Here is a 12016-nt window from a genome sequence, read left to right as displayed (position 1 = left end):
TTAAGCAACACAAATCTAATTAAAATAAAATGAAAATATATCGCTTTGTAGTGGTTCTGTGCTTGTTTTTTTTATCATGTGATCAAAAAAGTAAGGCAGAAAAAGCCATTGAAGAAATTCCGGTTGATATTAAGGTAGAACGTTTTGACAAGGTGTTTTTTGAAACTAAACCGCAGGATTTGGCCAAAGTAAAAAAACAATATCCTTTCTTTTTTCCAGCGGGAAATGATGATAATGTCTGGCTTAAAAAAATGCAGGATCCGCTTTGGAAAGAGGTTTACACAGAAGTCGAGAAAAAATACTCGGATTTTGAACCAGTCAGAGAAGAGTTTAATAATCTGTTTAAACACGTAAAATATTATTTTCCTGAAACTAAAACGCCAAAGGTAATAACCGTAATTGGAGAAATGGATTATACTGCTAAGGCTATTTATGCTGATAGCCTTGTGATAGTAGCATTGGAATTGTACTTAGGAAAAGAACATAAGTTTTATGAGTTTCCGAACTATATGAAAGAGAATTTTGAAGAAAGACAAATTATGCCGGATGTAGTGTCTAGTTTCTCTTACCGAAATATACCCGCTTTTCCTGATAAAAATTTACTTTCTCAAATGATTTTTGAAGGAAAGCAATTGTATGCAAAAGATTTGCTTTTACCGGATTACTCAGATGCTGAAAAAATGGGATACACACCAGAACAAATAAAATGGTGTCAGGAAAATGAAAGTTATATGTGGCGCTTTTTTATAGAAAGTGAAATGCTTTACAGCGAAGATCCTAAACTAAACACACGCTTTATCGCACCGGCTCCTTTTTCGAAATTTTATTTAGAAATAGATAATGATTCACCCGGAAGAGTTGGAGCGTGGATCGGATGGCAAATGGTTCGCTCTTATATGAAGAATAATAATAGTGTAACTTTGCCGGAATTATTAAAAACAAATGCAAAAGAAATTTTTGAAAAATCAAAATATAAACCTAAGAAGTAATGTCAGATACAGTAAACTCAGAAATTAGATTCAATATAGAATTAGATCAAAACCGTGTTCCGGAAAAATTATCATGGACAGCAAAAGATGGCGGAGTAGAAGCCGAAGAAGCAAAAGCTATTATGTTGTCTATTTGGGATAGCAAAGCCAAAGAAACCATGAGAATTGATTTATGGACCAAAGATATGCCGGTAGATGAAATGAAGATTTTCTTTCACCAGACTTTAGTAGCGATGTCAGATACATTCAAGCGTGCTACAGACGATGAGAAAATGGCAGACACAATGAAAGATTTCTGTGATTATTTTGCAGAAAAACTAGATTTGACAAAATCATAAGCAGTAAGCTATAAAATCAAAAAGCCCCAAATTTTAGAATAAAATTTGGGGCTTTTTGTATATTTTAGAACCATCAACCATCAACCATCAACCATCAACCAAAATCCTAAAATTGGCTATTGTTTTTAAAAACTTCCTGATTTACGTCATCAATATAGCTTAGCACTTCTTCTTTACCTGTTGATTCGGTTGCAGAAGTCACAAAGTAATGCGGCATTTCTTCCCAGTTGTTGGCGTACATTTTTTTCTTGTAGGCAGCAATATGAGAATCTATTTTAGTTTTACTGATTTTATCGGCTTTAGTGAAAATAATGCAAAACGGAATTTCACTTTCTCCCATATAAGACATGAATTCAATATCGATAGTTTGAGCCTCATGACGAATATCGATTAAAACAAAAGCACAAACAAGTTGTTCTCTGGTTTCAAAATAATCAGTAATAAACTGTTGAAAAACAGATTTAGTTTTTTTTGATACTTTAGCATATCCGTAACCTGGTAAATCGACCAAAAACCAATTGTTATTAATCTTAAAGTGATTGATTAATTGTGTTTTTCCGGGTCTTCCAGATGTCTTAGCTAGGTTTTTATGATTGGTAAGCATGTTAATTAACGAAGACTTACCTACGTTTGATCGTCCGATAAAAGCATATTCCGGCAAAAAATCCTGAGGACATTTTGCAACTTCAGAATTACTGATAATAAATTCGGCGGTTGTAATTTTCATTTGTTTTGTTTTTAAAACCTCCTTGAAATCGAAAGTTAAGTGCTATAAATTCTTTTTAGTAAGCCATTCTTCAAGAATTACATTAAATTCCTGAGGGTGCTCCATCATAGCAGCGTGTCCACATTTGTCTATCCAGTATAAAGTGGAATTAGGCAATAAATTATTGAATTCTTCCGCAACATTCGGAGGAGTTACAGCATCGTTTTTTCCCCAGATAATGCAGGTTTCTGCAGTCATTTTAGGTAAATCTTTTGCCATATTATGTCGAATTGCACTTTTAGCAATCGTTAAAGTTTTGATTAGTTTGATACGGTCATTAACCGTGGCATAAACTTCGTCGATAAGTTCCGGAGTTGCTATTTTTGGGTCATAAAATACATCTTCAGCTTTCTTTCTGATGTATTCGTAATCGCCTCTTTTTGGATAGCTGTCTCCCATTGCGCTTTCATAAAGTCCTGAACTACCTGTAATTACAAGACCTGCTACTTTTTCAGGATATAATTTGGTGTGGTAAAGCGCTATATGACCGCCTAAAGAATTGCCTAATAAAATAACCTTATCAAATCCTTTAAAAGTGATAAAATCCTTTACATATTTTGCAAAACTTTTTACGTTCGTTTTTAAGATACTCTGCGTGTAGATTGGCAAATCTGGAATAACAACTTTGTATCCTTTCGTGGGGAAATATTCCGCTACAGCATCAAAGTTACTTAGGCCTCCCATTAAGCCATGTAAAATAACGATAGGAGTTCCTTCTCCAGCTTCATAATAGCTGTATTTGCCTTCTTTTTTGTAGTTCTTGTCCATTTAATTTAATGCCAATTTCATTTTGGACAAATATAGGGTTTAATAAATAAAAATGAATTTTTGATACCGTTTTTTAACTAGATTATTTTAGTAGAACTTATAAGTGGTTAAAAATCAGCTTTTAATGTCTTTTTTGGAGTATTCGGAAAATGTTAAATTGTTTGCGTAATCTGCAATTTTTTAAGAGAATGACTGTGTATTTTTCGCAATACTTAAACAATAATGTTTTTTGGATAATTAATATCTAAAGTATTGATAATCTATGAATTAATGAAGGTGCTCTAAAAGTGGTTAAACTTATTAACAAAGTGGTAATTAGTGGTAATTAGTGGTAATATTTTTTATATTTTTGCTGTGTAACATGCTAATACATTTTTCTTGAACACAATTGTTGGAACATACGAGTGTAAAGTCGATGCTAAAGGCAGGCTAATGATACCAGCCCCTTTAAAAAAGCAATTGGCTTCATCACTTCAAAACGGATTTGTTTTGAAGCGCTCTGTCTTTCAACAATGTTTAGAGTTGTATCCAATGGACGAATGGGATCTCATGATGCAGAAAATCAATAAGCTAAATCGCTTTGTAAAAAAGAACAACGATTTTATCAGAAGATTTACCGCCGGAGTAAAAGTGGTAGAGATTGATGCATTAGGAAGATTATTGATTCCAAAGGATTTGGTAGCATTTTCAGGTATTGCCAAAGATGTGGTTTTTTCATCTGCGGTTAATATTGTTGAGATTTGGGATAAAGATTTATATGAAAAATCAATAAGCGGCGAAGATATGGATTTTGCAGATCTGGCCGAAGAAGTAATGGGAAATATTAATGACGACGACAATGGAATATCATAATCCGGTTTTACTTCATTCTACAGTAGATGGCTTAAATATTAAGCCTGATGGAATTTATGTAGATGTTACGTTTGGTGGCGGTGGACATTCAAAAGAAATTTTGAAGAGACTGGGACCAAACGGAAAATTATTTGCTTTCGATCAGGATGAGGATGCTCTTGCAAATGCATTGCCGGACGAAAGATTTACTTTAATCAATGAGAACTTTAGATTTATAAAAAGGTTTTTACGTTTTCACGGTGTTAAAGGAGTAGATGGAATTTTAGCAGATTTAGGTGTTTCATCGCATCAGTTTGATGTGCCGGAAAGAGGTTTTTCTACCCGTTTTGATGCGGGACTGGATATGAGAATGAGTCAAAAAAATGATTTAAATGCCTATCGGGTAGTAAATGAATATGACGAACAGGATTTACGTCGTGTTTTTTATGATTATGGAGAATTAAAGAATGCACCGCTTTTAGCAAGATCAATTGTAGAAGCAAGAGAGCAAAGGTTAATTAAAACTACAGATGAATTAAAAGACGTTCTGGCGAAATTTTTACCGGAGAGAATTCGAAATAAAGTATTAGCTCAGATTTATCAGGCAATACGTATTGAGGTCAATCAGGAAATGGATGTTTTAAAAGAATTTATTGAGCAGTCGTTAGAAATTTTAAACCCGGGCGGAAGATTATCAGTGATCTCTTATCATTCTTTAGAAGACAGATTGGTAAAAAGATTTATAAAAAACGGAATGTTTGAAGGAGAACCGGAACGAGATTTTTACGGAAATTTTTCAGTTCCCTTTAAAACCATCGGAAAATTAATTATTCCGGATGACGCTGAAATCAAAATCAACAACAGAGCAAGAAGCGCTAAATTAAGGATTGCAGAAAAGATATAATTAATAGGTAAGATGAAAGGTGGAGTATTTAGCATATTAAAAGCAAGATTTCTGTTAAACGATGATGCAGTAAAAAACTGGCGATTCATTGTTTTTATAATTCTGCTTGCAATAATAATGATTGCAAATACACAGCGATACGAACAAAAGGTTTTTGAAATTGCAAAGTTAAATAATGAGGTAAAAGAATTGCGCTCAGAATTTGTAGATCGAAGATCAGAATTAATGAAGTTAAAAATGGAGTCTACCATATCGGATAAAATGCTCGAAAAGCAAATTTTCCCATCAACGGTACCTCCGGTTAAAATAGAAATTAAAAAAGAAGAAGAAAAAAGTTTCTTTAAAAGAATATGGCAGTAGACGATAAACATATATCCTACAGAATTTACCTCGTAGCAGTTTTCATCTTTTTGATGGCAATTGCTATTGTTGTTAAGTTAACCAATATTCAATGGGTTGAAGGTGATCATTACAGAAAACTGGCGAAACAGCGTACCGTTAGAAATTTCGTAATCCCGGCAAACAAAGGAAATATTTATTCTGCTGACGGAAGTTTATTGGCAACCTCAATTCCTAATTATGAGATTAGGTTTGATGCCAAAGCACCGAAAACAGAAACTTTTGAAAAACATGTTAAAGCATTATCAGATTCACTAGTAACGGTCTTAGGAAAATCAGGTAGTTATTTTGAAAAAGAATTAAGAAAAGCCAGAGAAAATAAAAACCGCTACTATCTAATTGCCCGTAATCTGAGTTATACAGAATATGTGAAAATTAAAGGATTTCCACTATTTAATCTTGGAGCTTTTAAAGGTGGTATTATAATCGAGCAGGAAACCATCAGAAAACACCCGATCGGAAAAATTGCAGAAAGAACCATTGGTTATGACAGAATTGACCCTTCAACAGGAGTAGAAGTCGGAAAAGGAATTGAGTGGGCATTTAAGAGTTATCTGAATGGAAAAGACGGAAACATTCTGAAGCAAAAAATAGCAAAAGGACAGTGGAAGCCTATTCGTGATGTCAATGAAGTTGATCCGCAGGACGGTTATGATGTAATTTCAACAATAGATGTTTTTATTCAGGATATCGCGCACCACGCGCTATTAAAACAATTAGAAAGCTACGAAGCAGATCATGGTTGTGTAGTGGTAATGGAAACAGAAACAGGTCATGTAAAAGCAATTTCGAATTTAGGAAGAGCAGAAGACGGATCGTATTATGAAACCACAAATTATGCAATAGCAGAATCTCATGAGCCGGGATCTACTTTTAAATTAGTCGATTTAATGGCGATTTTAGAAGATAAAGTAGCAGATACAAGTACTGTTTATGACAGTAAAGGTGGAGTAGTTAAATATTACGGACGTTCCGTTCGCGATTCGCATATAGGAGGTTACGGAAAAGTTTCGTTAGCACGCGGATTCGAGCTTTCATCAAATACAGTAATGGTTCAGGCTGTTTATGAAAATTATAAAAACAATCCTTCAAAATTTGTAGATCATATTAGGGGTTTTGGATTGCATAAAACGCTGGGACTTCATTTTAAAGGAGAAGGAAGAGCAATTATTCCGCATCCGGGCGATAAAAACTGGTCAGGAGTTTCACTTCCGTGGATGGCATTTGGTTATGGCGTTTCGGTTACACCAATGCAAACGCTAACATTATACAATTCTGTTGCCAATAATGGAGTAATGGTGAGACCACAATTTGTTTCCGAAATTAAAGAGTGGAATAAAACCATTAAAAAGTTTGATGTCGAAGTAATGAATCCGCAGGTATGTTCGCCGGAAACCTTAAAAAAGGTAAAAGCAGTTTTGCTGAATGTGGTTAAAAAAGGAACAGGATCTAAGTTGTATTCAAAAGATTTTTCTATGGCAGGAAAAACAGGAACAGCGATGGTGAATTATGGTAAAGCAGGAAGAGAAGGAATGTATTATGCTTCTTCATTCGTAGGTTATTTTCCCGCAGATCATCCTAAATATTCTTGTATTGTAGTCGTTCATAAACCGAATACAGCACGAAATAATTATTACGGAGCAGACGTTGCAGGGCCGGTTTTTAAAAGAATTGCGCAAAAAATATTTACGGACGCACCATCAACAAATAAAATTAAAGAGTTAGATACAAAAATTCCGAAACAGGAAAATAGTTATAACGAATATTACGCTAAAGCGGAAAAGAAAACAAAGCAAATTCCGAATTTAAAAGGAATGCCGGGAATGGATGCTATTGCTTTACTTGAGAATCTGGGTTTAAAAGTAAAAGTAAATGGAGTAGGGAAAGTAAAAAAACAGTCGTTAGAAGCTGGAGAAAATATTAGTAAAAACACAACAATAGTATTAGAATTATCGTGAAAATACTGAAAGACATATTATACAAAGTAGCCATTGAATCGGTAACAGGTTCGACTGAAATTGCTATACATAAAATTGATTTCGATTCAAGAAAAATTGAAGAGAATGATGTTTTTGTGGCAATCCGCGGATCACTTTCTGATGGTCATGATTATATAGAAAAAGCAATTCAGTTAGGTGCTGTGGCAATCATTTGCGATGAATTGCCGGAGAATCCTGCAAAAGGAATTACCTACATCAAAGTAAAAGATACCAATACAGCATTGGCTTTTATGGCGGCTAATTATTTTGAAAATCCTTCGGAAAAATTAAAATTAGTTGGGGTAACCGGTACTAACGGAAAAACAACGATTGCATCATTATTGTTTCAGTTGTTTCAAAAAGCTGGATTTAAAGTTGGTTTATTATCAACTGTAAAAATCATGGTAGATGAAACAGAATACAAAGCAACACATACTACTCCGGATTCGCTGACAATCAATCATTATTTAAATGAAATGATCGAAGCGGGAGTAACACATTGTTTTATGGAAGTGAGTTCACACGGAATTCACCAAAAGAGAACAGAAGCCTTGCATTTTGTGGGTGGAATTTTTACGAATCTTTCACACGATCATTTAGATTATCATCCAACTTTTGCAGAATACAGAGATGTAAAAAAATCATTTTTTGATTCATTGCCAAAAACAGCTTTTGCTTTATCAAATATTGATGATAAAAACGGACCTGTGATGCTGCAAAATACAGTTGCAAGAAAATTGACTTACGCCTTAAAATCGTACGCTGATTTTAAAGCTCAAATTTTAGAAAGCCAATTATCAGGTTTATTGCTAAAAGTAAATGACAATGAAGTTTGGGTAAAACTAATAGGAACTTTTAATGCTTATAATGTTTTAGCTATTTACGGAACAGCAATAGAACTAGGAATGGATAGTCTGGAAGCCTTGCGTTTATTATCTGATTTAGAAAGTGTTTCGGGGCGTTTTCAATATATTGTTTCAGAAGGGAATGTGACGGCAATTGTCGATTATGCACATACACCGGATGCTCTTGAAAATGTACTTAAAACAATTGCTGATATCAGAACAAAAAACGAGCAGCTCATAACCGTTGTAGGATGCGGAGGAAACAGAGATACAACCAAGCGTCCGATCATGGCAAAAATTGCAGCTGATTTAAGTGATAAAGCCATTTTAACATCTGATAATCCAAGAAATGAAGATCCTGAAGTGATTTTAGATGAAATGGAAAAAGGAATTGAAGCGCATAATTATAAAAAAATGCTGAGAATAACCGATAGAAAGCAAGCCATTAAAACAGCTTGTCAATTAGCTCAGCCTAGTGACATTATATTAATTGCCGGTAAAGGTCATGAAACCTATCAGGAAATAAAAGGTGTTCGCAGTCATTTCGATGATATGGAAACAGTAAAAGAAATTTTAAATCAATTAGGAAAGTAAAGTTTAAAAGTTAGGTGGTTTTCATAATCAGATAATTATCAAACGAACAATTAACAAAACAACGATAAAACAAATAAACAAAGATATATGCTATACTATTTATTTGAATATTTAGATAAAACATTAGATGTTCCGGGAACTGGAGTTTTTCAGTACATCACTTTTAGATCTGCATTAGCTTTTATGCTTTCGCTTCTTCTGTCAACGATTTACGGAAAACGAATCATTAATTTTTTGCGCAATCAACAAGTGGGTGAAACAGTTCGTGAGCTAGGTCTTGCAGGTCAAAATGAAAAAGCAGGAACGCCAACAATGGGAGGACTGATTATCATTTTCGCCACATTAGTGCCCGTTTTGTTATTTGCTCGTTTGCACAATATTTACATCGTATTATTGATTGTAACGACATTGTGGATGGGGATCATTGGTTTTGTTGATGATTACATTAAAATATTCAAAAAAGACAAACAAGGATTAAAAGGAATTTTTAAAGTTATTGGACAAGTTGGTTTAGGGATTATCGTGGGATCAGTTTTGTATTTCAATCCAGCCGTAACCGTAAGAACTGATACCGGAAAAATCGATATTTATAAAAGCGTGAGTTCTACAGCAGTTGTTTTACCGGCTCCTGTTGAAGAAAAATCGACAGCTACAACAATACCTTTCATAAAAGATAACGAATTTGATTACGCAGAACTTTTAGCATGGACTGGTGAAGGATATGAAAAATGGGCTTGGTTAATTTTTATTCCGGTTGTTATTTTTATCATCACGGCAGTTTCAAATGGAGCTAATTTAACAGATGGTATAGACGGTCTTGCTGCAGGAACTTCGGCAATATCAGTGCTTGCCCTCGGGATATTTACATTTGTTTCGGGAAATATTATTTTTTCCAATTATCTAAACATCATGTACATACCCAACTCCGGGGAGATGACGGTCTTTATATCGGCCTTTGTCGGTGCGCTGATAGGATTTCTCTGGTACAATTCTTTTCCCGCATCGGTTTTTATGGGAGACACAGGAAGTTTGACTATTGGTGGAATCATTGCTGTTTTGGCGATTGCAGTTCGTAAAGAAATATTGATTGTTTTCTTCTGTGGAATTTTCCTTGCCGAAAGTGCTTCCGTAATTATTCAGGTAGCGTATTTTAAATATACAAAAAAACGATTTGGTGAAGGACGCAGGGTTTTTCTAATGTCTCCATTACATCATCATTATCAAAAAAAGGGATATCATGAAAGTAAAATTGTAACCAGATTCTGGATTGTTGCGATCATGTTAGCTATTTTATCAATCGTTACTTTGAAACTGAGATAATGATCAATTAAAAATTGAGAATTAAAAATTAAAAGTTCATAGGAATGAAAGAAAATGTTGTTCAGGATAAATCATTTCTGTTCGCGGTTAGAATAATTAATTTATATAAATATCTAACCACTAAAAAGAAAGAGTTTGTTTTGAGTAAACAGATTTTAAGATGTGGAACTTCAATTGGAGCAAATATAGAAGAGTCAATTGGAGGACGTTCTGATAAAGAGTTTCTGTTTAAACTTGAGATTTCATATAAAGAAGCGAGAGAAACAATTTATTGGTTGAAATTATTAAAAGCAACAGATTATATCTCTGTAAGTGAATTTGAAAGTCTCTTTAGTGAGGCTGATGAAATTTGCAGAATATTAGCAAAAATTATAATAACCCTAAAAGGAAAATAGGAATTTGATTAAAAGCCTGATTGGAAAAGATTTTTAATTTTTAATTCTCAATTTTTAATTGACATAGAGTATGAGATTAGTTGTTTTAGGAGGAGGAGAAAGTGGTGTCGGTACCGCTATTCTGGGAAAGAAAAAAGGATACGATGTATTTGTATCGGATTTTGGAAAGATAAAGGAGAGTTACAAAGAAGTTCTTATTATTAACGGAATTGCGTGGGAAGAAGAAACACACTCTGAAGACCTGATCTTAAATGCCGATATCGTCATGAAAAGTCCGGGGATTCCAGATAAATCTCCTATCGTAAAAAAACTAAAGGAAGCTGGAGTTAAAGTTATTTCTGAAATAGAATTTGCAAAACCTTTTACAGAGGCTTTAACAATTGGAATTACAGGAAGTAATGGTAAAACAACAACAACATTGCTGACACATCATTTACTGAAATCAGCAGGATTAAATGTTGGATTAGGAGGAAACATCGGAAAAAGTTTTGCCTGGCAGGTTGCCGAGAATAAATTCGATGCCTATGTTTTAGAACTCAGTAGTTTTCAGCTTGACGGAATAGAAGAATACAGACCGGATATTGCAATTATTACCAATATTAGTCCGGATCATTTAGACCGATACGAATATAAATATCAAAATTATATTGATTCAAAATTTAGAATAACGATGAATCAAACCGAAACAGATTATCTGATTTACGATGCAGATGATGAAGCAATCGGAGAATGGTTGAAAAATAATACAACAAAAGCAAAATTAATTCCTTTTTCATTGACTAAAGAATTCGGTGAAGGGGCTTCTATAAATAACAACAAAATGGAAATAAAGATCAACCAAGAAGAGTTTACAATGGACACAGAACACATTGCGTTAGAAGGAAAACATAATATTAAAAACGCAATGGCAGCAAGCTCGGTAGCAAAGTTGATGCAGATTAGAAATGCAACAATTCGCGAAAGTTTATCGAATTTTCAAGGTGTTGAACACCGATTAGAAAAAGTATTAAAAATTCAGAATGTACAATACATCAACGATTCAAAAGCAACCAATGTAAACGCTACGTTTTTTGCTTTAGATAGTATGACTGCTCCAACCGTTTGGATCGTAGGAGGTGTTGATAAAGGAAATGATTACAACGAATTGATGTCATTGGTTCGCGAAAAAGTAAAAGCAATTATTTGCTTAGGAGTTGATAATCATAAAATTATTGACGCTTTTGGAAACGTGGTTGACATGATGGTTGAAGTAAATAATATGAGCGATGCTGTAAAAACAGCACAACGTTTAACAGAAAAAGGCGATACTGTTTTATTGTCTCCTGCCTGCGCAAGTTTCGATTTATTCGAAAGCTACGAAGACAGAGGAAAACAATTTAAACAAGCAGTACAGAACTTGTAATTTTAGATTTCTGATTTTAGATTTTAGATTGTTTTCTAAGTTCTGAATTCAAAAAGGTAATGTAGGTTCTTAGGATTATGACGACGGATGAAATGAAGGTGAGAACGAAAAAGTTCTCTTTAATGATAATTGATTTAGCTGAAAAATTACCAGCAACATACGTAGTAAAGGTAGTAGCAAATCAAGTTGTGCGAAGTGGAACATCTGTAGGTGCGAATTACAGAGCAGCTTGTAGAGCAAGAAGCGACAAAGAATTTGTTGCCAAAATGAATATAGTTTTAGAGGAAGCTGATGAAACTTTGTTTTGGCTAGAAATTATAAATGAAAAAATGTGGATTGCTAAATCTGAATTAGAAAGAATTTGGAAAGAAGGAAATGAGTTAACGGCCATTTTCGTAAGCAGTTTAAAAACAGTAAACAATAGAATTAATAATAAAAAATAAAATCGAAGATTTTAAAAACAATCTAAAATCTAAAATCAGAAAT

At 33.8% G+C, this 12016-nt stretch carries 13 protein-coding genes; 11 read left to right on the top strand and 2 right to left on the bottom strand.

All coding sequences use genetic code 11. The annotated features are described in order from the left end of the window. Window positions 1–29 precede the first annotated feature (29 nt). Both gldB and gldC read left to right on the top strand, forming a co-directional pair. Window positions 30–989, top strand: a complete 960-nt coding sequence (gene gldB / locus B0A66_RS00725) for a gliding motility lipoprotein GldB (protein WP_089047933.1) — start codon at window positions 30–32, stop codon at window positions 987–989. After that, window positions 989–1327 (top strand): gliding motility protein GldC, encoded by a 339-nt coding sequence (gldC, locus tag B0A66_RS00720; protein WP_089047932.1) that lies wholly within the window; start codon window positions 989–991, stop codon window positions 1325–1327. The genes gldB and gldC overlap by 1 nt, the downstream gene beginning before the upstream one ends. 106 nt (window positions 1328–1433) lie before the next feature. Here gldC and yihA read toward each other — a convergent pair whose 3' ends face one another. After that, on the bottom strand, window positions 1434–2054 hold the full coding sequence (gene yihA / locus B0A66_RS00715) for a ribosome biogenesis GTP-binding protein YihA/YsxC (protein WP_089047931.1): 621 nt from the start codon (window positions 2052–2054) through the stop codon (window positions 1434–1436). A 42-nt stretch (window positions 2055–2096) separates the two neighbouring features. After that, entirely contained in the window at window positions 2097–2861 is a 765-nt protein-coding gene (locus B0A66_RS00710) for an alpha/beta fold hydrolase (protein WP_089047930.1), read from the bottom strand. Between the two features lie 378 nt (window positions 2862–3239). On the opposite strand from B0A66_RS00710, the gene mraZ reads away from it, so the two are divergent. The 9 genes from mraZ (at window position 3240) to B0A66_RS00665 (ending at window position 11973) form a co-directional block, all read left to right on the top strand. Further along, window positions 3240–3713 carry a division/cell wall cluster transcriptional repressor MraZ gene (gene mraZ / locus B0A66_RS00705; RefSeq protein WP_089047929.1) on the top strand — a complete coding sequence of 158 codons (474 nt, stop codon included), beginning with the start codon at window positions 3240–3242 and terminating at the stop codon, window positions 3711–3713. After that, a complete protein-coding gene (gene rsmH / locus B0A66_RS00700) occupies window positions 3688–4596 on the top strand; it encodes a 16S rRNA (cytosine(1402)-N(4))-methyltransferase RsmH (protein WP_208862558.1) in 909 nt (302 codons plus the stop codon). The genes mraZ and rsmH overlap by 26 nt, the downstream gene beginning before the upstream one ends. Before the next feature lie 12 nt (window positions 4597–4608). Further along, complete coding sequence (locus tag B0A66_RS00695; RefSeq protein ID WP_089047928.1) at window positions 4609–4956, top strand: FtsL-like putative cell division protein; 348 nt, start codon at window positions 4609–4611, stop codon at window positions 4954–4956. Continuing rightward, window positions 4947–6953, top strand: coding sequence for a penicillin-binding protein (locus tag B0A66_RS00690; protein ID WP_089047927.1), 2007 nt, complete (start codon window positions 4947–4949; stop codon window positions 6951–6953). Before B0A66_RS00695 ends, B0A66_RS00690 begins: the two co-directional genes overlap by 10 nt. Then, window positions 6950–8413: a UDP-N-acetylmuramoyl-L-alanyl-D-glutamate--2,6-diaminopimelate ligase gene (locus tag B0A66_RS00685; RefSeq protein ID WP_089047926.1), complete on the top strand. Its 1464-nt coding sequence runs from the start codon at window positions 6950–6952 to the stop codon at window positions 8411–8413. The genes B0A66_RS00690 and B0A66_RS00685 overlap by 4 nt, the downstream gene beginning before the upstream one ends. A gap of 87 nt (window positions 8414–8500) precedes the next feature. Further along, complete coding sequence (gene mraY / locus B0A66_RS00680) at window positions 8501–9733, top strand: phospho-N-acetylmuramoyl-pentapeptide-transferase (protein ID WP_089047925.1); 1233 nt, start codon at window positions 8501–8503, stop codon at window positions 9731–9733. 44 nt (window positions 9734–9777) lie between these two features. Further along, window positions 9778–10128, top strand: coding sequence for a four helix bundle protein (locus B0A66_RS00675; RefSeq protein ID WP_089047924.1), 351 nt, complete (start codon window positions 9778–9780; stop codon window positions 10126–10128). 70 nt (window positions 10129–10198) lie between these two features. Beyond that, entirely contained in the window at window positions 10199–11530 is a 1332-nt protein-coding gene (murD, locus tag B0A66_RS00670) for a UDP-N-acetylmuramoyl-L-alanine--D-glutamate ligase (protein WP_089047923.1), read from the top strand. Window positions 11531–11652: 122 nt separating this feature from the next. Continuing rightward, the gene (locus tag B0A66_RS00665) at window positions 11653–11973 is read left to right on the top strand and encodes a four helix bundle protein (RefSeq protein ID WP_244283369.1); all 321 of its coding nucleotides are present in this window, start codon (window positions 11653–11655) and stop codon (window positions 11971–11973) included. Window positions 11974–12016 lie beyond the last annotated feature (43 nt).

The sequence above is a fragment of the Flavobacterium hercynium genome, from assembly GCF_002217285.1.
GTDB lineage: Bacteria > Bacteroidota > Bacteroidia > Flavobacteriales > Flavobacteriaceae > Flavobacterium > Flavobacterium hercynium.
Note: the sequence above shows the minus strand (reverse complement) of the source record. Positions and strands in the feature narration are given on the sequence as shown.

Excerpts from the sequence above, each read along its gene's own strand:
- rsmH (WP_208862558.1), top strand. The coding sequence starts at position 3,688 with ATGACGACGACAATGGAATATCATAATCCGGTTTTACTTCATTCTACA.
- yihA (WP_089047931.1), bottom strand. The coding sequence starts at position 2,054 with ATGAAAATTACAACCGCCGAATTTATTATCAGTAATTCTGAAGTTGCA.
- gldB (WP_089047933.1), top strand. The coding sequence starts at position 30 with ATGAAAATATATCGCTTTGTAGTGGTTCTGTGCTTGTTTTTTTTATCA.
- B0A66_RS00675 (WP_089047924.1), top strand. The coding sequence starts at position 9,778 with ATGAAAGAAAATGTTGTTCAGGATAAATCATTTCTGTTCGCGGTTAGA.
- B0A66_RS00710 (WP_089047930.1), bottom strand. The coding sequence starts at position 2,861 with ATGGACAAGAACTACAAAAAAGAAGGCAAATACAGCTATTATGAAGCT.
- gldC (WP_089047932.1), top strand. The coding sequence starts at position 989 with ATGTCAGATACAGTAAACTCAGAAATTAGATTCAATATAGAATTAGAT.
- mraY (WP_089047925.1), top strand. The coding sequence starts at position 8,501 with ATGCTATACTATTTATTTGAATATTTAGATAAAACATTAGATGTTCCG.
- B0A66_RS00695 (WP_089047928.1), top strand. The coding sequence starts at position 4,609 with ATGAAAGGTGGAGTATTTAGCATATTAAAAGCAAGATTTCTGTTAAAC.
- B0A66_RS00690 (WP_089047927.1), top strand. The coding sequence starts at position 4,947 with ATGGCAGTAGACGATAAACATATATCCTACAGAATTTACCTCGTAGCA.
- B0A66_RS00665 (WP_244283369.1), top strand. The coding sequence starts at position 11,653 with ATGATAATTGATTTAGCTGAAAAATTACCAGCAACATACGTAGTAAAG.
- murD (WP_089047923.1), top strand. The coding sequence starts at position 10,199 with ATGAGATTAGTTGTTTTAGGAGGAGGAGAAAGTGGTGTCGGTACCGCT.